18 protein-coding genes are annotated in these 19,142 nt (G+C 68.0%); 6 read left to right on the top strand and 12 right to left on the bottom strand.

Annotated elements, in window-relative coordinates:
* Positions 1 to 571: 571 nt before the first annotated feature.
* From tsiT to HMPREF1224_RS22180, 6 genes are all read right to left on the bottom strand, one after another.
* Positions 572 to 1,291, bottom strand: a complete 720-nt coding sequence (tsiT, locus tag HMPREF1224_RS22200) for a type VI secretion system immunity protein TsiT (protein ID WP_003093015.1) — start codon at positions 1,289 to 1,291, stop codon at positions 572 to 574.
* Complete coding sequence (gene tseT / locus HMPREF1224_RS44270) at positions 1,288 to 2,073, bottom strand: type VI secretion system effector protein TseT (protein WP_003104240.1); 786 nt, start codon at positions 2,071 to 2,073, stop codon at positions 1,288 to 1,290. Before tseT ends, tsiT begins: the two co-directional genes overlap by 4 nt.
* Positions 2,070 to 2,453, bottom strand: coding sequence for a hypothetical protein (locus HMPREF1224_RS22195; RefSeq protein WP_003104238.1), 384 nt, complete (start codon positions 2,451 to 2,453; stop codon positions 2,070 to 2,072). Before HMPREF1224_RS22195 ends, tseT begins: the two co-directional genes overlap by 4 nt.
* Positions 2,446 to 2,973, bottom strand: coding sequence for a DUF4123 domain-containing protein (locus tag HMPREF1224_RS22190; protein ID WP_003104236.1), 528 nt, complete (start codon positions 2,971 to 2,973; stop codon positions 2,446 to 2,448). The genes HMPREF1224_RS22195 and HMPREF1224_RS22190 overlap by 8 nt, the downstream gene beginning before the upstream one ends.
* Positions 2,970 to 3,365 (bottom strand): PAAR domain-containing protein, encoded by a 396-nt coding sequence (locus HMPREF1224_RS22185; protein WP_003093006.1) that lies wholly within the window; start codon positions 3,363 to 3,365, stop codon positions 2,970 to 2,972. Before HMPREF1224_RS22185 ends, HMPREF1224_RS22190 begins: the two co-directional genes overlap by 4 nt.
* Positions 3,366 to 3,749: 384 nt before the next feature.
* Positions 3,750 to 5,333: a peptide chain release factor 3 gene (locus tag HMPREF1224_RS22180; protein ID WP_003093004.1), complete on the bottom strand. Its 1,584-nt coding sequence runs from the start codon at positions 5,331 to 5,333 to the stop codon at positions 3,750 to 3,752.
* Positions 5,334 to 5,553: 220 nt separating this feature from the next.
* Here HMPREF1224_RS22180 and ivy point away from each other — a divergent pair, with 220 nt between their 5' ends.
* Positions 5,554 to 6,015, top strand: a complete 462-nt coding sequence (ivy, locus tag HMPREF1224_RS22175; RefSeq protein ID WP_003093002.1) for a lysozyme inhibitor Ivy — start codon at positions 5,554 to 5,556, stop codon at positions 6,013 to 6,015.
* Between the two features lie 95 nt (positions 6,016 to 6,110).
* Here the strand turns inward: ivy and fecA are convergent, their stop codons facing one another.
* The 4 genes from fecA to mdrR1 all read right to left on the bottom strand — a co-directional run bounded on the left by fecA (position 6,111) and on the right by mdrR1 (position 11,001).
* Entirely contained in the window at positions 6,111 to 8,465 is a 2,355-nt protein-coding gene (fecA, locus tag HMPREF1224_RS22170; RefSeq protein ID WP_003104233.1) for a TonB-dependent Fe(3+) dicitrate receptor FecA, read from the bottom strand.
* A 94-nt stretch (positions 8,466 to 8,559) separates the two neighbouring features.
* A complete protein-coding gene (locus tag HMPREF1224_RS22165; protein WP_010793400.1) occupies positions 8,560 to 9,513 on the bottom strand; it encodes a FecR domain-containing protein in 954 nt (317 codons plus the stop codon).
* Complete coding sequence (locus HMPREF1224_RS22160) at positions 9,510 to 10,019, bottom strand: sigma-70 family RNA polymerase sigma factor (protein WP_003092999.1); 510 nt, start codon at positions 10,017 to 10,019, stop codon at positions 9,510 to 9,512. Before HMPREF1224_RS22160 ends, HMPREF1224_RS22165 begins: the two co-directional genes overlap by 4 nt.
* A gap of 100 nt (positions 10,020 to 10,119) precedes the next feature.
* Complete coding sequence (gene mdrR1 / locus HMPREF1224_RS22155; protein ID WP_003132628.1) at positions 10,120 to 11,001, bottom strand: efflux pump transcriptional regulator MdrR1; 882 nt, start codon at positions 10,999 to 11,001, stop codon at positions 10,120 to 10,122.
* A 125-nt stretch (positions 11,002 to 11,126) separates the two neighbouring features.
* On the opposite strand from mdrR1, the gene HMPREF1224_RS22150 reads away from it, so the two are divergent.
* Positions 11,127 to 12,029: a DMT family transporter gene (locus HMPREF1224_RS22150; protein WP_003092997.1), complete on the top strand. Its 903-nt coding sequence runs from the start codon at positions 11,127 to 11,129 to the stop codon at positions 12,027 to 12,029.
* Positions 12,030 to 12,046: 17 nt separating this feature from the next.
* On the opposite strand, the gene HMPREF1224_RS22145 is transcribed toward HMPREF1224_RS22150, so the two are convergent.
* Together HMPREF1224_RS22145 and HMPREF1224_RS22140 are read right to left on the bottom strand one after the other, a co-directional pair.
* Entirely contained in the window at positions 12,047 to 13,024 is a 978-nt protein-coding gene (locus tag HMPREF1224_RS22145) for a 2-hydroxyacid dehydrogenase (protein ID WP_003104226.1), read from the bottom strand.
* Positions 13,025 to 13,118: 94 nt separating this feature from the next.
* Entirely contained in the window at positions 13,119 to 14,072 is a 954-nt protein-coding gene (locus tag HMPREF1224_RS22140; protein WP_003092994.1) for a LysR family transcriptional regulator, read from the bottom strand.
* Positions 14,073 to 14,317: 245 nt separating this feature from the next.
* Here HMPREF1224_RS22140 and HMPREF1224_RS22135 point away from each other — a divergent pair, with 245 nt between their 5' ends.
* The 4 genes from HMPREF1224_RS22135 to HMPREF1224_RS22120 are packed head-to-tail and all read left to right on the top strand — an operon-like array spanning position 14,318 to position 19,135.
* Complete coding sequence (locus HMPREF1224_RS22135) at positions 14,318 to 15,808, top strand: efflux transporter outer membrane subunit (RefSeq protein WP_019396150.1); 1,491 nt, start codon at positions 14,318 to 14,320, stop codon at positions 15,806 to 15,808.
* Complete coding sequence (locus HMPREF1224_RS22130) at positions 15,805 to 18,000, top strand: FUSC family protein (protein ID WP_003119252.1); 2,196 nt, start codon at positions 15,805 to 15,807, stop codon at positions 17,998 to 18,000. The genes HMPREF1224_RS22135 and HMPREF1224_RS22130 overlap by 4 nt, the downstream gene beginning before the upstream one ends.
* Positions 17,990 to 18,190 (top strand): DUF1656 domain-containing protein, encoded by a 201-nt coding sequence (locus HMPREF1224_RS22125; protein ID WP_003082823.1) that lies wholly within the window; start codon positions 17,990 to 17,992, stop codon positions 18,188 to 18,190. Before HMPREF1224_RS22130 ends, HMPREF1224_RS22125 begins: the two co-directional genes overlap by 11 nt.
* Before the next feature lie 36 nt (positions 18,191 to 18,226).
* Positions 18,227 to 19,135, top strand: a complete 909-nt coding sequence (locus tag HMPREF1224_RS22120) for an efflux RND transporter periplasmic adaptor subunit (RefSeq protein WP_003113767.1) — start codon at positions 18,227 to 18,229, stop codon at positions 19,133 to 19,135.
* Positions 19,136 to 19,142 lie beyond the last annotated feature (7 nt).

The raw sequence follows: 19,142 nt of genomic DNA, 5'->3' as shown, positions 1-19,142 counted from the left end.
ACGCCGGTGGCGTATTCGCCCCACGGAACGGAGCCCCCTCCAGGGTGGCCTTCCAGTGTGGCACGTGGGCCTGGTAGGGCGAATAACCGCTTGCGGTTATCCGCCGTCGTGGCGGGATCTCGGCGGATAACGCCGGTGGCGTATTCGCCCCACGGAACGGAGCCCCCTCCAGGGTGGCCTTCCAGTGTGGCACGTGGGCCTGGTAGGGCGAATAACCGCTTGCGGTTATCCGCCGTTGTGGCGGGATCTCGGCGGATAACGCCGGTGGCGTATTCGCCCCACGGAACGGAGCCCCCTCCAGGGTGGCCTTCCAGTGTGGCACGTGGGCCTGGTGGGGCGAATAACCGCTTGCGGCTATCCGCCGTTGCGGCGGGATATCGGCGGATAACGCCGGTGGCGTATTCGTCCCACGGAACGGAGGTCACTCCAGGGTGGCCTTGCTGCGTGGCACGTGGGCCTGGTAGGGCGAATAACCGCCTGCGGTTATCCGCCGTTGCGGCGGGATGCCGGCGGATTACGCCGGTGGCGTATTCGCCCCACGGAACGGAGGCCCCACCAGGTTCGTACGTCGTCAGCCGCGCAGCGGCGGCAGGTAGCCCAGTTCCATCAGCTTGATGTCCGCTTCGCCGACGCGCTCGAAATGTTCGCGACGGGTTTCGTCCATCGGTTCGCGGCCGTTCAGCAGCAGGGTGCCACGGCCGGGAATGTCGACCAGCTCCGTAGCCGCCGGGAAGTCCGTGGCCCTTAGCGGATGCGGGCAGAAGCCGATCCAGCCGATGCTGCGGCGGTCCGGGAAGGTCCGCTGGTGTACGAAGTACGCATGCGGAGCGAGCATGCCCCAGGTCGTTTCGGGCCAGATTTCCAGCGCCGCGAGGAAGATCGCGACGAAGGAGGACGCCGGTGCGTCGAACACCTGCAGCAGGCTGCCGGCATCTTCCAACTGGAGCCTGGACGAGACGGCCCTGCCGCTGGCCTCGTAGTCCAGCGACAACCCGCCCTTGAGCGGATCCTCCTCGCCGTTCCATAGCACCAGTTCCACCGCCCGGGTGCGTCGGTCACGCGACAGGGCCTTGGCGAGATCCTGGCGGTGCTCGGTGACGTTGTGGCTGAGGGCATCGCGCAGGGAGTCGCCGCACAGGTACCAGTTCTCCAGCACCGGATGGAGGGGCGCGAGGGCATCGAGGAAGCGCTCTATCCGTTGCAGGTGCTGGTCGTCGTCCAGTTCGAGGAGCCGTGCCGGATCGAAGTACAGCTCGAATATGTAGCGCCTGAAAGCCTTGGCGTCCGTCATGCGCAATACCCCGGGTTCTCTTCGCAAAACCTTTTCATCTCTTCCTGTTCCTTCGCGCGGGTTTCCTGGTAGTCGTCGTGCTCGTCCGTTCCCGGCATCGGATTCCAGAATGCCTTCAGGTTGGCCAGTCCCATGCGCAGGTACTCCGCGGCGCAGTACTCGTAGACGATCCGCTGCAGGAAGTGCCATTCGACGAACACCGGCGGGGTCGGTCGGGCCTTGTCGCTGTGGACCTCGGCCTTCTGCAGCAGGTCCGACTTCACCTTGGCCCGCGCCCAGGGCCTGGGCACGCCGAGCAGCGGGACGAACAGGAAGGCGTAGTTGGCCTTCGCCTCCAGCAGGGTGCAGCGCGGCTCGTCGAAGCCGTCCCACCAGGTGCCGCTCCAGAACCATTCGTGGGGAAACGGGAAATTGGTCACCCACTGCTGGTAGCGCGCGGACAGGTCCGACATGCTGTGGCCCTTGCCGTTATTGGCGATGGCCATTTCGCCCCGGGACGGCGGGCACTCCACGCAGTCCTTGTCGCGGCCCTGGCTCTTGCTGCAATCGCGCTCGGCTTCCCGGGTCCGGTCGCGGCTCAGCGTGCCGGTCTCGGTCCTGGGCAGGGTCTGCGGAACCGGCATCGGACGCGGTACCGGCCTGGGCAGCGCGCCGGGGGCCGGTCGCGGCAGCGGGCGCGGCGCCGGCATCGGCAAGTGCGGCCGGGGCGGCGCGGGTAGTTCGAAGGGCAGCCGCGGACCCATGCGGGGCAGCGGTCGGAAAAGCGCGCCTATGCCGCTCATGCCGGTCTCCCCGAGGTTTCGTACGCGCGCCATTTCTGGCTGGCCAGGCGAAACTCGACGATCCGTTCGTAGTCCTGGAAGCGTTGTTCCGGGCTGTCCGCCAGCGGCCGGCGCATGTGTGCGAGAAACGCCGGCGTGTCCTGGAAAGCGGGGAAGGCCAGGCCGTGCAGAAGAAAGCGTTCGATCGTCCCGGGCTCTTCGATACCCAGTTCCAGCGCCGTCGCGCGCAGCTCGCCGAGTTGCCGGATGGCGGGCAGCAGGCCGCGTCGTTCGAGCCAGGCGGGAGCCTCCCGGCGTACCTCCAGCAGGACCCGCTCGATGACTTCGTCGTCGCGGACCCGCTGCAGGCGATCCAGTTGGCCGGCATCCAGTTCAAGCATCGGCGGTCCGCTCCGTTTCCCGGTCATAGACGAGGTAGCCGCCCTGCAGGGGCTGCCAGACCTGCCAACGCTCCAGCGGCGCCATCACTTGCGTCCATTGCCGCGCGGTCATGACCTGTTCCAGCGCCCGGCGCACTTCCGGGCTGTAGTAGCGCAACAGCGCCCGGCGGCCGTCGGGCATGCGGGTGAAGAGCAGCCCGGCGAAGTGTTTCGCGAGGTTTTCGAAGGACGCCCGGCTCCACAGCCAGGAGGCCATGGGCGAGCGGCGGTCCCAGTCGCGCAGCCAGCCGAGGAACTCGCCCGATGACGAAAGCGGGGCGCTGTCCATGAATTCGATCAGGACCGGCCCGGCATGGGCGATTTCGTCCAGCTCGCTCCCGGCCAGCAGCCAGCGCGAGCGGATTTCCCCCGCGGCCTTTTCCAGGCGGGTGTCCAGGGTCAGGTAGCGGGCGCCGTCCGCCAGGGCGAACAGGCGGCTGTCCGGCGTAGGCGCCGCGAGCGCCGGCTGGAGCCGGCTCACGGTGCGCCGCCGAGGCTTTCCAGGGGCACCAGGGCCTGGTTGCGGCGTGCCGCCAGCAGCAGGCATTGCAGGCACAGCTTCGGTGGGGCGAGGGCGAGAGCGGGTGCGCCGCCGCCGCTGTTGCCGATCAGCACCGTGCCCGCGCCGCCGACCACCAGGTTGCCGTGGGTGCCGACGCTACCTACCACGGTGGCGGGCTTGCCGTTGATCAGTACGTTGGCGATGACGTTGGCGCTGAGGGTGGCGCCGCAGGCGGTGGCGTCGCCCTGGCGGGCGGCGGACCGATGGTCGAAGAAGACGTCGGGCGAGCCGCCGACGATCGGGTTGCTGCCGTGGCCCGGCAGCGGACACGCGGTCGGATCGCCCAGGCGCGCAGCGGGTTTGCCGCTCATGCTCAAGTCCCTATGAGATAAACCCTGGCACTCTGCCGTGCCACTCGGGGGCGGACAACCTATCTGAACTGCTCAGGAGGCACCTTCGGAAACGGCTTGGGCAACCGCGTCCTTGCCTGGTTGCGCTTGAAGGGATTTCCTACCTGGAAGTCTCGTCACCCGCCTGCGAAAGGCGCAGGCGTACGGAGCGATGGCGCGATGGGGAGGGGAGCCTGGGAGGAGGGAAGGAGGCGTTTCGCGCAGCGTCGCGTTCGCTTTGCCTGCGCAGGGACTGTCCGCCGATATCGCGCTGGAGCGACGGATAGCCGCGATAGGGTTATCCGCCCTGCGCCGAGACCGCCGGGGGAGGAGCCAGGGAGGCTGTCCCTGGCTCCTCCCGTGCGATCAGTGATGCTCGCGCGTCGCGCGGAAGCGGATGTCCGGCCAGCGTTCTTCCATCAGGCTGAGGTTGACGCGGGTCGGCGCCAGGTAGGTGAGGTGCCCGCCGCCGTCCACGGAGAGGTTCTCGAAGGCCTTGTCCTTGAACTCCTTGAGCTTCTTCTCGTCGTCGCACTCGATCCAGCGTGCCGACCAGACGTTGATCGCCTCGTAGGCGCACTCGACCTTGTATTCCTCCTTCAGGCGGCTGGCGACCACGTCGAACTGCAGCACGCCCACCGCACCGAGGATGATGTCGTTGTTGCGCTCGGGGAAGAACACCTGGGTCGCACCTTCCTCGGCCAGTTCCTGCAGGCCCTGGCGCAACTGCTTGGACTTCAGCGGGTCTTTCAGGCGCACGCGGCGGAACAGTTCCGGGGCGAAGTGCGGGATGCCGGTGAAACCGAAGTTCTCGCCTTCGCTGAAGGTGTCGCCGATCTGGATGGTGCCGTGGTTGTGCAGGCCGATGATGTCGCCGGCATAGGCCTCTTCCAGTTGCTCGCGCTCGGAGGAGAAGAAGGTCAGCGCGTCGGCGATCTTCACGTCCTTGCCCAGGCGCACGTGGCGCATCTTCATGCCTTTCTCGTACTTGCCCGAGCAGATGCGCATGAAGGCGATGCGGTCGCGGTGCTTGGGATCCATGTTCGCCTGGATCTTGAACACGAAGCCGGAGAACTTCTCCTCGGTCGGCTCCACGCTGCGTTCGTGGGTGGCGCGCGACAGCGGCTGCGGCGCCCAGTCGACGATGCAGTCGAGGACCTGGTCGACGCCGAAGTTGCCCAGCGCGGTGCCGAAGAACACCGGGGTCATCTCGCCCTTGAGGAAGGCGTCCTTGTCGAATTCGTGGCAGGCGCCTTGCACCAGCTCCAGCTCTTCGACGAAATTGTCGTAGAGATCGCCGAGGTGGGCGCGGGCTTCGTCGGAGTCGAGCTTTTCGATGACCTTGGTCTCGATGCGCTCGTGGCCGTGGCCCGGGACGTAGACGATGATCCTGTCGTCGGCCAGGTGGTAGACGCCCTTGAAGTCCTTGTAGCAGCCGATCGGCCAGGTGATCGGCGCGGCCTTGATCTTCAGCACCGCCTCGATCTCGTCGAGCAGCTCGATGGGGTCGCGGATGTCGCGGTCGAGCTTGTTGATGAAGCTGACGATGGGCGTGTCGCGCAGCCGGCAGACTTCCATCAGGGCGATGGTCCGCGGTTCGACGCCCTTGCCGCCGTCGAGCACCATCAGCGCCGAGTCCACCGCGGTCAGGGTGCGGTAGGTGTCTTCGGAGAAGTCTTCGTGGCCGGGGGTGTCGAGCAGGTTGATCATGTGCTCGCGGTAGGGGAACTGCATCACCGAGGTGGTGATGGAGATGCCGCGCTGCTTTTCCATCTCCATCCAGTCGGACGTGGCGTGGCGGTCGGACTTGCGCGACTTCACGGTACCGGCGACGGCGATCGCCTTGCCCATCAGCAGGAGCTTCTCGGTGATGGTGGTCTTACCGGCGTCGGGGTGGGAAATGATCGCGAAGGTACGGCGCTTCGCGACTTCGGCGGCCTGAGTGGTCATGGATGCGTGCCTGCTGGAATCCGTTGGCGTGGGCGCGGGACGGCCCGGAAAAACGCGGGATTATAGCGGTAAAACGCGGCGCGTCGGGATGCCTGTCATCCGGCGATCGATGGAATTGCCGGTGGACAGCGAACTTGTCGCAGTCGTGCCGTTCCAAGCAGCCAGCGGCGGCCACCGCCGGATAGACTGCTTTCATTTCACCCGATCGAAGGAAATCACCATGAACGGAGTATCCAGACTGCTCTCCCTGGCCTTGCTGGGCGCGGCGCTGCACTGGGCGCCGGCGCAGGCCGAGGAGCAGCCGCGGCTGTTCGAACTGCTCGGCCAGCCCGGCTACAAGGCCACCTGGCATGCCATGTTCAAGGGCGAGAGCGACGTGCCGAAATGGGTTTCCGACGCCAGCGGCCCGAGTTCCCCGTCCACCAGCCTGAGCCTGGAGGGCCAGCCCTACGTCCTGGCCAACAGTTGCAAACCCCACGATTGCGGCAACAACCGCCTGCTGGTGGCGTTCCGCGGCGACAAGAGTGCCGCCTACGGGCTGCAGGTGAGCCTGCCGGACGAGCCCGCCGAAGTCATGCAGACGCCGAGCAAGTACGCCACCTATCGCTGGTACGGCGAACCCTCCAGGCAGGTCCGCGAGCTGCTGATGAAACAGTTGGAGAGCGATCCGAACTGGAAGTGACGCCGGGCCTGAGGGTAACCAGGCCCGGCGGCGGGGAGGGCGGATGATCGCTGGCGATCGTCCGCCGTTGCGCCATGCGCTCCCGCGGTCTTCCTTCAGAAACCGACCGAGGCCTGTACGTACAGGGTGCGCGGCTGGCCGACGTAGAGGCCCTTGTTGTTGTCGTCGAACGAGCGGGTGTAGTAGCGGCGATCGAACAGGTTCTTCACCCCCAGGCCGAGCTTGAGGTCGTTCAGTTGCGGGCCGAAGTCGTAGGTGCCGCGCGCGCTCCAGACCATCCAGCCGGCGATCCGCCCGGTGCTGCCGTCGGCGCTTTCGCTCTCGGTGTTGGCGTTGTCGGCGTACTGGCTGGTCTGGAAGCTGCCGTCGAGGTTGTAGCTCCAGGCGCCGGTGCGGTAGTTGGCGCCAAGGGTGCCCTTGTGCTTCGAGGAGAACGGCACCTGGTTGCCCTTGTTCGGCCCGTCCTCGCGAATGCTCGCGTCGACGTAGGCGTAGCTGGCATAGACGTCGAAGCCGGAGAGCAGCGGGTCGAGATCGGCCAGGTCGTAGGCGATCGCCGCCTCGATGCCCTTGTGCCGGGTCTTGCCGCGGGCGGTCACGCTGTCGGTCTGCTGGTTGCTCTCGTACTGGTTGTCGAAGTTGATCAGGAAGGCGCCCAGTTCGGCGCGCAGGATGCCGTCGTCGTAGCGGCTGCCGAGTTCCCAGGTGCGGGCCTTCTCCGGCTCGATGTCGCCGCTGCGCACCGCCTTGCCCATCTGGCTGTACTGCACGGTGCCGAACGAGCCCTCGGTGTTGGCGTAGAGGTTCCAGCTCGGCGTGAGGTGGTAGATCACGTTGAGCGCCGGTAGCGAGGCGTTGTAGCGGCCGCTGTCCTTGCTGTTCTTCAGCAGGTTCTTCTGTTCGGAATCGATCTTCTCGTAGCGGATGCCGGGGGTGATGGTCCAGTTGCCGATGTCGATGCGATCGTCGATGTAGAACGCGTTGGCTTCGGTGCTGCCGCGGGTGTCGCGGTCGTTGCGGCTGCCGGTGCTGGGTAGCTGGCCGCTGTCGGCGCGGGTCCAGTAGCGCAGCTCGTGGCTGGCTTCGTTGACGTAGCGGTGGCCGATGCCCACTTCGTGGCGACTTTCGCCCAGCTCGAAGCCCTGGCTGAAGCGGGTTTCCAGGCCTCGCACCCAGTATTCGCGCGGCGACAGGGTGAGGTTGCGGCCCTGGTCGAGGTAGCCGCTGCGCAGGGTCTTGGTGAAGAAGCCGGTGACGTTGAGCTTCTGGCTGGCGTTGGGGGTGTATTCGTAGCTGGCGCTGGCCAGGGTACGGCGGCCCCAGAACTTGTCGTAGGGACGGGTCGACTGGTACGGGTCGTCGCGGTAGGCCGCGGTGCCGAGGCCGCCGGGCATGTCGGCCTCGCCGTCGTAGTACTGGGTCATCGCCGAAAACGCGTGTTCGTCGCTGGGCTGGAAGCGGCCCTTGAGGATCAGGTCGTCGATCCGCGTATCGCTGTGCTCGCGCCAATCGCCGCCGCGGGTGCCGGAGTAGAGCAGGGCGCCGCCGAGGCCGTTGGCGCCGGTGCCGCCGATCAGCACGTTGTGGGTGGTCTTCAGGCCGTCCTGGCTGGAACTGGGGCTGAGTTCGCTGTGCACGTCGAGCTTGGTGGCGAAGTCCTCGGGGATCGCCCGGGTCACGAAGTTGACGATGCCGCCGACGTTCTGCGGCCCGTAGCGCACCGCGCCGCCGCCGCGTACCACGTCCACCGCGTCCATGTTGCCGATGGACACCGGCGCCAGCGACAACTGTGGCTGGCCGTAGGGGGCGAAGGGCACCGGGATGCCGTCCATCAGCACCGTCGAGCGCGACGCCAGGCGCGGGTTGAGGCCGCGAATGCCGAAGTTCAATGCCAGGTCGTGGCTGCCGGTGCCGTTGTTGAGCGGCGCGCTGACCCCGGGAATGCGCTCCAGCACTTCGCGGGTGCTGGCCGCGCCTTGGGCCTGGAACTGCTCGCGGCGGACCACGTCGCGCGCACCGGGATGCTCGAAGACGTCGGCGGCGCTGGCGTCGGCCAGCCAGTCGCCGACCACGGTGAGCGCCTGCAGGTTGGCCGGGTCTTCCACCGGCAGCGCTTCCAGGGTGTAGGCGCCGTCGCCGCGGGCGCGCGCCTCCAGGCCGGAGCCGACGAGCAGGGCGGCCAGGGCTTCCTCCAGGGTGTACTCGCCGTCCAGCGCCTGGCTGCGTCGCGCGGCGGTCTGTTCCGGGCTGAAGGCGATCAGCACGCCGGCCTGGCGGCCTAGGTGGTTCAGCGCCTGCTCCAGCGGCTCGGCAGGCAGGCGGTAGTACTGGCGGGCATCGGTGCGGATCTCGGCGGCGCAGGCGCTGCCGGCGGAAACCAGGACGGGACCGCCGAGGCAGGCGAGGAGCAGGGCGCGGCTGAGCGGCGACAGGGCGCGTGACGGGGACATGAGGGACACTCCAGTGGATCTTTCGAGGTTGGCTTTCCTCCTCTGTCACGCGAGGTGGGGAAAAAGGCTCAGGTGCGCGGAAATATCTTTCCGCTCATTCGCGCGAGTGCACGCCGACCCAGTAGCGGGTGACGCGCCGTACCTCCACAGGTAGCACCGCCGGCAGGGTGGCGAGGATCCGCTCGCTATCGTCCAGCGGATAGCTGCCGGAAATCCGCAGGCCGCCGATGCGCGGGTCACAGCCCAGCCGGCCGGGGCGGTAGCGCGCGACTTCGGCGAGGAATTCGTCCAGGCGCATGCCGGCGGCCACCAGCATGCCGTCGGTCCAGGCGCCGCTGCCGACCGGCAGCGGCTGCGGAGCGCCGAGTCGCTCGCGGTCGAAGTCCAGTTGCCGGCCGCTGGGCAACAGCAGGCCCTGGCCGGCGCGGTTCTCCACCTGTACCGCGCCTTCGTGGACGGCGACGCGGGTGCGTCCGGCGAACTGGCGCACGTCGAACCGGGTGCCCACCGGTCGCAGCCGGCCTTCCGCGCTGTACACGTGCAGCGGGCGCGGGTCGTGGCCGGTGCTGAGCTGGATTTCCCCGCGCAGCAGGAGCAGGCGCCGTTCGCCGGCATCGAAGCGGACATCCACCGCCGTGTCGCTGTTCAGCTCGAGGCGACTGCCGTCGGCCAGGGCCAGGCGCCGGCGTTCGCCGACGCCGGTGGCATAGTCGGCGCTCCAGCGCTGCAGGCTGCCGCTCTCGCGCAGGCCCCAGGCGCTGCCGCCGGCGGCCAGGACCAGCAGCAGGGTCTTCAGCGCGCGCCGGCGTTGCGGCGAATGCGGTGCGTTGATGGCGGCCAGGGCCAGTGGCGTGCCTATCCCGGCCAGGCGCTGGTTGACCGCCTCGATGTGGCGCCAGGCCTGCTCGTGTTCCGGGGCCGCCTGGCGCCAGCGCTGCCAGGCCTGGCGCAGGCGTTCGTCGTCGGCGCCGCCCTGCAGCTCGACCAGCCAGCGCACGGCCTGTTCAGCCACCTGCGGCGGCACCTTGGGTGCGGCGGGCAGGCTCATGGCAGCTCGGCGAAGTAGCAGCGTTGCGCAGCCTTGAGCATGTAGCGCTTGACGCTGCTCAGGGAGATGCCCAGCTGCGTGGCGATCTCGGCGTAGCCCAGGCCGTCGAGCTGGGCCAGCAGGAAGGTCTCCTTGGCCAGCGGCGGCAGACCGTCGAGCAGACGGTCCAGCTCGACCAGGGTCTCCAGGACGATGGCGCGGGTCTCTTCGCTGGGGACTTCCCGCTCGGGCAGGCTGGCCAGGGCTTCCAGGTAGGCGCGCTCGACGTCCTGGCGGCGGTAGTGGTTGCACAGCACGCGGCGGGCGATGGTGGTGAGGAAGGCGCGCGGTTCGTCGATGCGCGCGGCCTGGCGCGAAACCAGGACCTTGACGAAGGTGTCCTGGGCCAGGTCGGCGGCGTTCTGCGGGCAGCCGAGGCGGCGCCGCAGCCAACCCGTGAGCCAGTGGTGGTGGTCGCTGTAGAGGGTATGCAACGCGGCCGCGTGGGCGAGGTCGGCGCTCGACACCTGGACATTCCCGGAGCAGAAGGATTAACGAATGATAATAGTTATCATTTTATGCTGCGGGAATGCCTGCCTACAACCGCAGGCTGTCGGCTCCTGGCTTTCAGGAGGCTTTCAGGGCGGCGCGGTACTGCCCCGGGGTGGCGCCATGGGCTTCGCGGAAGCGCCGGTTGAAATGGCTCGGACTGGCGAAGCCGCAGGCCAGCGAGACCTCCTGGAGCGACTGCGCGGAGTACGCCAGCAGGTCGCGGGCCCGCGCCAGGCGTCGTTCCAGCACGTAGCGGTGCGGCGGCAGGCCGAAGGAGACGCGGAACATGCGCGCGAAGTGGTACTCGGAGAGCGCCGCCAGCTCCGCCAGCGACCCCAGTTCCAGCGGCTGCTCCAGGTGGCTTTCGATGTAGTCGGCCAGGCGCCGCCGCACGTGCGCGGCCAGCCCGCCCTGCCAGCGTACGTCGGTACGCCTGCCGCACCCGGTGAGCAGCAGGTGGTCCACCGCCTGGTGGGCGAGGCTGGTGCATAGCAGGCGCTCGCCGGGTTCGTTCCAGTCCTGTCGTTCCAGGGTCCGGCACAGGGCGGCCAGCGGCTCGTCCTGGATGTAGGTGCGCTCCTCCAGTTGCAGGCTGCGTGGTTCGCAATCGAGGGTGCGTACCGCCGCGCCGGCCAGGCGTTCCGGGCTTATGTACAGGTGCATGAAGCCCAGGCCGCGTGTTACCGCCCAGTCGGAGTGGTGTTCGGCCGGCATCACGCAAAAGCGGTCGGGGCCGCCATAGAGCCCGGGACGATCGCGGCGGAAGGTCTGCCAGCCGCCCTGCAGGTAGAGCGACAGGGTGTGATGGCCGGGGTCGCTGTAGCCGAGGATCTCCGCTTCGTCGCGGTACCAATGGGCGAGCGCCAGGCCGTCGCTGAGCGTGCTGCTGCGCAGCAGGCGCGCATTGGAGGTCCGGTCGAGGGTGCGGAATACCTGGAAATCGCTGGGTTGGTGCATGCCGGCCATGCTACCCGCGCCCGGACGCTGCCGCGAGAGGCGGCGGATGAAAAGCGCAAGAATGGACAATGGTCGCGCCCGGCCTCGCCCGCAGACTGACGGCATCCTGTCGTTGCGGAGTCGCCATGAATCTTTCGCTGTACCTGCTCACCGTGCTCATCTGGGGCACCACCTGGATCGCCATCAAGCTGCAGATGGGCCCGGTGGCGATCACCCTGTCGATCGCCTACCGCTTCGCCCTGGCGGCGCTGGTGCTGTTCGCCGTGCTGCTGCTCGGCCGCCGCCTGCAAAGGCTGGACGCACGGGGCCAACGCCTGTGCATGGCCCAGGGCGTATGCCTGTTCTGCCTGAATTTCATCTGCTTCTATACCGCCAGCCAGTGGATTCCCAGCGGCCTGGTGGCCGTGGTGTTCTCCACCGCCACCCTGTGGAATGCGCTGAACGCCCGCCTGTGGTTCGGCCAGCGCATCGCGTCGAACGTGATGGCCGGTGGCGGTCTCGGCCTGCTCGGCCTGGGGCTGCTGTTCTGGCCGGAATTGGTGGGTCACCAGGCCACCCCGGAAACCTTCTACGGCCTCGGCCTGGCCCTGCTAGGCACGCTGTGCTTCTCCACCGGCAACATGCTTTCCAGCCTGCAACAGAAGGCCGGCATCCGCCCGCTCACCGGCAATGCCTGGAGCATGCTCTACGGCACCCTGATCCTCCTGGCGCTGTGCCTGTTCCAGGGCGTGCCGCTGAATTTCGACTGGAGCGCGCGCTACGTCGGCTCGCTGCTGTACCTGGCGATCCCCGGCTCGGTGATCGGCTTCACCGCCTACCTGACCCTGGTCGGGCGCATGGGCCCGGATCGCGCCGCCTACTGCACCGTGCTGTTCCCGGTGGTGGCGCTGAACATCTCGGCCTTCGCCGAGGGCTACCGCTGGACCGCACCGGCGCTGGCCGGGCTGGTCCTGGTGATGCTCGGCAACGTCTTGGTGTTCCGCAAGCCGAAGGCGCCGGCGCTGGCCGGGCCGGCGCGCTCGACCTAGCGGAGAGGGAGGCGCGCTCAGCCGCGTCGCCACACCTGCGGATTGACCAGGTCCAGCGGCCGCTCGCCGCGCAAGGCCGCCTCGAAGTTCTGCAGCGCCCGCTCGGCCATGGCCCGGCGGGTCTCGTGGGTGGCCGAGCCGATGTGCGGCAGGGTCACCACGTTGTCCAGGGCGAACAGCGGCGATTCGGCCAGCGGTTCCTTCTCGTAGACATCCAGGCCGGCGCCGAGGATGCGCTTCTCCCGCAGGGCGGCGACCAGCGCGGCCTCATCGACCACCTGGCCGCGGGCGACGTTGACCAGGATCGCCGAGGGTTTCATCAGGCCCAGTTCGCGCGCACCGATCAACTGCCGGGTCTGCGCTCCCAGCGGCACCACCACGCAGACGAAGTCGGCCTCGCCGAGCAGTTCGTCGAAGCCGAGGAAGCGCGCGCCGAGTTCCTGTTCCAGTTCCGGCTTGCGGTTGTTGCCGTGGTAGAGCACCTGCATGCCGAAGCCGAAACGGCCGCGCCGGGCGATGGCCGCGCCGATCCGGCCGAGGCCGAGGATGCCGAGTTTCTTGCCATGCACGTCGGTGCCGAACTGCGGGGCGTCGACGGTGCGCTTCCAGTTCCCGGCCTTGACCCAGGCGTCCAGCTCGGCGACCCGTCGCGCGGCGCTGATCAGCAGGGCGAAGCCGAGGTCGGCGGTGGTCTCGGTGAGGACGTCGGGCGTGTTGGTGAGAGCGATGCCGCGGCGGTTCAGGTAGTCCAGGTCATAGTTGTCGTAGCCGACCGAGACGCTGGAGATGACTTCCAGCTGCTTCGCCTGTTCCAGTTGCCTGGCGCCGAGCGGCCGGCCGACGCCGATCATGCCGTGGGTATCGGGCAGGGCGGCGGCGTACTGGGCGTCGATGTCGCCCTGTTTCGGTTCGAGCACGCGGACGTTGAACTGGCATTGCAGGCGTTCGAGATGCTCGGGGGCGAGGCGACTGAAGACGAAGACGTTCTTTTTCATGACGGGACTCTGCAAGCGGGAGCGAAAGCGCCGACCATACCACCGCCATCGAAGCGGCGGGCAGGGGCCCGCCACTGGGCGGGCGATTATCGGCTCAGGAGGGTCTTCCGAGTTCCAGGCCCAGCTCCACCAGCGCCGCTTCGTCGCGCTGGAGCAGGCCGGGCAGGCTTTCCTTGAGGTATTCCACCCAGGTCTTGATCTTCGCGTCGAGATACTGCCGCGAAGGGTACAGCGCATAGACGTTGAGCTGTTGCAGGCGGTGTTGCGGCAGGACCCGCACCAGGGTGCCCTTGCCCAGGTCCTCGATGGCCGAATACACCGGCAGGATACCGATGCCCAGCCCGGAGCGGATTGCCTCGGTCATGGCGTCGCCGACATTGACCTGGAACGGCGAGGCGCCGATGGAGACCATTTCCTGGCCGTTGGGACCGTCGAACAGCCAGCGATCCAGCGGCACCACCGGGCTGACCAGGCGCAGGCAGTCGTGGCTGGCCAGCTCCGAAGGCTCGCTCGGCGTGCCGTTCAGGCGCAGGTACTCCGGCGAGGCGCAAAGAATGCTGTAGGTCTCGCCGATGCGCTGGGAAATGAAGCCGGAATCGGGCAGCTCGGAGGCCACCACGATGGCCACGTCGAAGCCCTCGTCGAGCAGGTCCGGCACGCGGTTGGCCATGGTCAGATCGAAGGTCACGTCGCGGTACTGCTGGCGGTAGCCGGCGATGGCGCGGATCACGTAGTGCTGGCCGATGCCGGTCATCGAATGCAGCTTCAGCTTGCCGGCGGGACGGGCATGGGCATCGCTGGCTTCGGCCTCGGCTTCCTCGACGTAGGCGAGGATCTGCTCGCAGCGCAGCAGGTAGCGCTGGCCGGCCTCGGTGAGGGCGATGCGACGAGTGGTACGGTTGAGCAGGCGGGTGCGCAGGTGCGTCTCGAGGTTGGCCACCGCCCGCGAAACATAGGCGGTGGTGGTGTTGAGCTGCTGGGACGCCGCGGTGAAGCTTCCGGTTTCCGCCACGCAGACGAAGGCTCGCATGTTTTGCAGGGTGTCCATCGACGGGGCCTCCTAGGCACGCGCAGAAGTGTGTCAGATTGTTGCGAGGGCGGATTATTTCACATTACGCAATAAACAATCGCACTTGAGCCAGCTTATCAGCAGCCGCCAGCCTCTTAAAATTCATCGGCCCCCGAGCGCACGAACGCTCGAGCGGGTTGAACGGCGCCCGTACCGTTCAAATTCCGTGCTTCGCCCCTCCAGGATCAGACAACGTGCCGCGTGCTCTCAGGAAGGAACTGACCTTGGTCGGCTCCTTCGTCGGTTTTCTCGTCGTTTTCTCCGCAATATCCGGTTGTGTCAGTACAGGCGATATCGCCCCCGAGGCCGCCACGCTCGACGCCAACGCCCTGGCCACCGACCATGCGATCCAGGCTGCCGCCCGCGAGGCCGGCTGGCCGCAGGCGCAGTGGTGGAAGGTGTATGCCGATCCGCAGCTGGACGCCTGGATCGAGAAGGCGCTGGACGGCAATCCAGGCCTGGCGGTAGCCCATGCGCGGGTACGCCAGGCGAAGTCCATGGCCGGGCTGGTGGAGTCCATCGAGTCGCCGCAGATCGAGGGCAAGGGCTCGCTGGTCCGCCACCGCTGGCCGGACGACTATTTCTACGGCCCCGGCGACCTGGCGCGGACCACTTCCTGGAACAACTCCACCGAGATCGGCCTGAACTACAAGCTCGATCTCTGGGGGCGCGACCGCAGCGACAGCGAGCGCGCCGTCGACCTGGCCCACATGGCCGCCGCCGAGGCGCGCCAGGCGCAGCTCGAGCTGGAGGGCAACATCGTCCGCGCCTACGTCCAGCTCTCGTTGCAGTACGCCGAGATGGACATCGCCAAGGCCATGCTGCAACAGCAGCGCGACATCCTCGCCCTGGCCCAGCGTCGCCTGCGCGGCGGCATCGGCACGCATTTCGAGGTCAGCCAGGCGGAAGTGCCGCTGCCCGAGACCGAGCGCCGCATCGAGGTGATCGACGAAGAAATCCAGCTCACCCGCAACCTGCTCGCCGCCCTGGCCGGCAAGGGCCCGGGCGAAGGCCGCACGATCCGCCGGCCAAGCCTGAACCTGGCGGCGCAGCCGAGCCTGCCCAGCGCCTTGCCGGCCGAACTGCTCGGTCGCCGCCCGGATGTGGTCGCCCGCCGCTGGCAGGTCGCCGCCCTGGCCAAGGGCGTGGACGTGGCGCGCGCCGACTTCTACCCCAACGTCGACCTGATGGCCTCGGTCGGCTTCAGTGCCGTCGGCGGCGGCATGCTGGAGTTCTTCCGCAGCGCCAAGTACACCTACAGCGCCGGCCCGGCGGTGACCCTGCCGATCTTCGACGGCGGCCGCCTGCGTTCGCAGTTGGGCGAGGCGGCGGCCGGCTACGACGCGGCGGTGGAGCAATACAACCAGACCCTGGTGGATGCGCTGAAGAACATTTCCGACCAGTTGATCCGCCTGCATTCGGTGGACATCCAGAAGGACTTCGCCGCGCAATCGGTGGCTTCCGCGCAGAAGACCTACGATATCGCCACCCTGGCCTACCAGCGCGGCCTCACCGATTACCTCAACGTGCTCAACGCGCAGACCCGGCTGTTCCAGCAGCAACTGGTCCAGGAGCAGGTGCAGGCCGCCCGGCTGGCCGCCCATGCCAGCCTGCTCACCGCCCTCGGCGGCGGCGTCGGGGCCGGCGCCGATACGCCGGTGCAGCGGAAGCTGGCGCCGGAGAACGTCCCGGTCAGAGCGGTGTCTTTGCGATGAGTGGCCGCTCCGCTGGTTTCGCCCTGCCCAGCCGCGACGAGTGGCGGCGCGCGCTGGCCGAGTGGGCGCGCAGCGACGGGGCGACCTGGATCTACGTGTTCAAGGTGCTCTGCGCGGCCTTCCTGACCCTCTGGCTGGCGATGCGTCTGGAATTGCCGCAGCCGAGCACGGCGACCATCACCGTGTTCATCGTCATGCAGCCGCAGAGCGGCCAGGTGTTCGCCAAGAGCTTCTACCGCATCCTCGGCACCCTGGTCGGCCTCAGCGTGATGGTCACCCTGATCGCCCTGTTCGCCCAGGAGCGAGTGCTGTTCCTGCTCAGCTCGGCGATCTGGATCGGTCTCTGCACCGCCGGGGCCGCCCGCTACCGTGACTTCCGCTCCTACGCCTGCGTGCTCGCCGGCTACACCGCGACGCTGATCGGCATCCCCGCCACCAGCCATCCGGAAGGCGCCTTCATGCAGGCGATCTGGCGGGTCCTGGAAATCAGCCTGGCGATCCTCTGCTCGGGGGTGGTCAGCGCGGTGATCATGCCGCAGACCACCAGCGCGGCGATGCGCAATGCGCTGTACGTGCGCTTCGGCCTGTTCGCCGCGTTCGTCCTCGACAGCCTGCGCGGGGTCGGCGGGCGCGAGCGCTTCGAAAGCAGCAACGTGGCCTTCGCCGCCCAGGCGGTGGGCCTGGAGACGATGCGCGCGGCGAGCGCCTTCGAGGATCCGCACATGCGCCTGCGCAATGGCCGGCTGATTCGCCTGAGCAGCGAGTTCATGGCCATGAATACCCGTTTCCACGCCCTCCACCAGTTGCTCGAACGCTTGCGCGCGCAGGGCTCCACCCAGGTGCTGGATGCGTTCGAGCCGTGCCTGGAGGAAATCACCGGGCTGCTCGAGGAGATCCGTGGCCGCGCCGTCACCGACCATGACGCCGAGCGCTTCGCCCAGCGCCTCGCCGACTGCCGCGAACGCCTGATGGCGCGTATCCGCCAGGCGCGCGGCGAGCTGCTGGCGCGGGAGCCGGGCGAAGAGGCGCGGCTGGACTTCAATACCGCCGCCGAGCTGCTCTACCGTTTCGCCGAGGAAATGCACGACTACGCCCTGACCCATGCCTCGCTGGCCGCCCACCGCCACGAGCGCGAGCAGTGGAAGGACGCCTTCACCGCCAAGGCCAACGCGGTGGCGGCGGCAGTGGCGGGGATGCGCACCGGGTTGATGATCCTCCTGTTCGGCTGTTTCTGGATCTACAGCACCTGGCCCAGCGGCGGCACCTTCGCCCTCAACGCGGTGGCGGTCTCGGCGCTGGCCTCGGCGGCGCCGAACCCGAAGAAGGTCGCCATGCAGATGGCCATCGGCACCATGGCGGCGGCGCTGCTCGGCTTCAGCGAGATGTTCTTCGTCTACCCGCATATCGACGGTTTCCCGCTGCTATGCCTGGTACTGGCGCCGGTGTTCGCCCTCGGCGCGTTCATCTCCTCGCGGCCGCAGTGGGCCGGCTACGGTCTCGGCCTGCTGGTGTTCTTCTGCTTCGGTTCGGTGCCGGCGAACCTGACCGTCTACGACCCGGCCCACGTGATCAACGAGTACATCGCCCTGATCCTCTCGATGCTGCTCTCGGCCGCGGCCGCCGCGGTCATTCTGCCGCCCAACAGCGCCTGGCTGTGGAAGCGCCTCGAGCGCGACCTGCGGATGCGCGTGGTGTTCGCCATCAGCGGCAGGAGCAGGGGGCTTGGCTCGGCCTTCGAAAGCGGTACCCGCGACCTGCTGAACCAGGCCTATGGCGTCGCCGCCGGGCGCCCGGACGTGCAGCGCGGGCTGCTGCGCTGGATGTTCCTGGTGCTCGAGGTCGGCCACGCGATCATCGAGCTGCGTCGCGAGCAGGAGCGCCTGCCGGACGAACCCTGCTACGCCGAGGCCATGCCCTGGCGCCAGGCGATCCGCGCCATGGGGCGGGCCCTGATCCGGCTGTTCGTGCGCCCCGGTGCGGAGAACCTGGAGCGCGCCCTGGCGGCTGTCGACCAGGCCATCCACGCGGCCAGGCACACCGACGAACCCTGCGCGCCGCACTTCGACAGCTCGCCGCTACGGCGGGTGCGCAGCTACCTGCACTTCATCCGTTCTTCCCTGCTCGCGCCGACCTCGCCACTGACCGAACTGGCCGGCCGGACGAGCGGCCAAGGTACCGTCCATGCCTCGTGAAATCGCCATCCATGGGGTCTACATGCCGACCCTGACGCTGTTGTTCGTGATCGCCGCGGCGCTCACCTGGGGGCTCGACCGGATCTTCGCCTCGGTTGGCCTGTATCGCTTCACCTGGCACCCGGCGCTGTTCCGGGTCAGCCTGTTCGCCTGCCTGTACGGCGGCCTGTCCCTGACCATCTACCGCTGAGGCGGTAGCGCACCTCTTCGTTATCGTGAGCCGACCATGACCTTGAAATCCGTAATCAGCCTGCTGGCGACCCTGCTGATCCTGCTGGTCGCCGTATTCATCGGGCGGACCCTGTGGGTCAACTACATGGACACCCCCTGGACCCGTGACGGTCGCGTGCGCGCCGACGTGATCAATGTCGCCGCCGACGTTTCCGGGATCGTCGTCGACGTCCCGGTGCGCGACAACCAGTTGGTGAAGAAAGGCGACCTGCTGATGCAGATCGACCCCGACCACTACCGTATTGCGGTGAAGCAGGCCGAGTCGCTGGTTGCCTCGCGCAAGGCGACCCTGGAGATGCGCCAGTTGAACGCCCGGCGGCGCGCGGAAATGGATGAGATGGTGGTCTCCCGCGAAAGCCGCGACGACGCCCACAACACCGCCGCCGCGGCGATGGCCGACTACGAGCAGGCCAAGGCCCAGCTCGACGCCGCGCGCCTGAACCTGGAGCGCACCCGGGTGGTGGCGCAGGTCGACGGCTACGTCACCAACCTCAACGTGCACCGTGGCGACTACGCGCGGGTCGGCGAGGCGAAGATGGCGGTGATCGACAAGAACTCCTACTGGGTCTACGGCTACTTCGAGGAAACCAAGCTGCCGTACATCCGCGAAGGCGACCCGGTGGACATGCAGCTGATGAGCGGCGAACACCTCAAGGGCCACGTGGAAAGCATCGCCCGCGGCATCTACGACCGCGACAACCCGGAAAGCCGCGAGCTGACCGCCGACGTCAACCCCACTTTCAACTGGGTGCGCCTGGCCCAGCGCGTGCCGGTGCGGGTACACATCGACGAAGTGCCGGACGGCGTGCTGCTCTCGGCGGGGATCACCTGCACGGTGATCGTCAAGCCGCAAGGGCGCGACGACCAGGCCTCGGCGGCGCAGGCGCCGGGGCGGGCCGGTTGAGTGGAAG

Source organism: Pseudomonas sp. P179 (assembly GCF_000478485.2).
Lineage (GTDB): Bacteria > Pseudomonadota > Gammaproteobacteria > Pseudomonadales > Pseudomonadaceae > Pseudomonas > Pseudomonas aeruginosa.
This window is presented reverse-complemented; position numbering and strand designations above follow the sequence as displayed.

Bases quoted from the DNA above. Each gene is read 5' to 3' on its own strand.
- tsiT (WP_003093015.1), bottom strand. From the start codon at position 1,291: ATGACGGACGCCAAGGCTTTCAGGCGCTACATATTCGAGCTGTACTTC.
- tseT (WP_003104240.1), bottom strand. From the start codon at position 2,073: ATGAGCGGCATAGGCGCGCTTTTCCGACCGCTGCCCCGCATGGGTCCG.
- HMPREF1224_RS22195 (WP_003104238.1), bottom strand. From the start codon at position 2,453: ATGCTTGAACTGGATGCCGGCCAACTGGATCGCCTGCAGCGGGTCCGC.
- HMPREF1224_RS22185 (WP_003093006.1), bottom strand. From the start codon at position 3,365: ATGAGCGGCAAACCCGCTGCGCGCCTGGGCGATCCGACCGCGTGTCCG.
- HMPREF1224_RS22180 (WP_003093004.1), bottom strand. From the start codon at position 5,333: ATGACCACTCAGGCCGCCGAAGTCGCGAAGCGCCGTACCTTCGCGATC.
- ivy (WP_003093002.1), top strand. From the start codon at position 5,554: ATGAACGGAGTATCCAGACTGCTCTCCCTGGCCTTGCTGGGCGCGGCG.
- fecA (WP_003104233.1), bottom strand. From the start codon at position 8,465: ATGTCCCCGTCACGCGCCCTGTCGCCGCTCAGCCGCGCCCTGCTCCTC.
- HMPREF1224_RS22165 (WP_010793400.1), bottom strand. From the start codon at position 9,513: ATGAGCCTGCCCGCCGCACCCAAGGTGCCGCCGCAGGTGGCTGAACAG.
- mdrR1 (WP_003132628.1), bottom strand. From the start codon at position 11,001: ATGCACCAACCCAGCGATTTCCAGGTATTCCGCACCCTCGACCGGACC.
- HMPREF1224_RS22150 (WP_003092997.1), top strand. From the start codon at position 11,127: ATGAATCTTTCGCTGTACCTGCTCACCGTGCTCATCTGGGGCACCACC.
- HMPREF1224_RS22145 (WP_003104226.1), bottom strand. From the start codon at position 13,024: ATGAAAAAGAACGTCTTCGTCTTCAGTCGCCTCGCCCCCGAGCATCTC.
- HMPREF1224_RS22140 (WP_003092994.1), bottom strand. From the start codon at position 14,072: ATGGACACCCTGCAAAACATGCGAGCCTTCGTCTGCGTGGCGGAAACC.
- HMPREF1224_RS22130 (WP_003119252.1), top strand. From the start codon at position 15,805: ATGAGTGGCCGCTCCGCTGGTTTCGCCCTGCCCAGCCGCGACGAGTGG.
- HMPREF1224_RS22125 (WP_003082823.1), top strand. From the start codon at position 17,990: ATGCCTCGTGAAATCGCCATCCATGGGGTCTACATGCCGACCCTGACG.
- HMPREF1224_RS22120 (WP_003113767.1), top strand. From the start codon at position 18,227: ATGACCTTGAAATCCGTAATCAGCCTGCTGGCGACCCTGCTGATCCTG.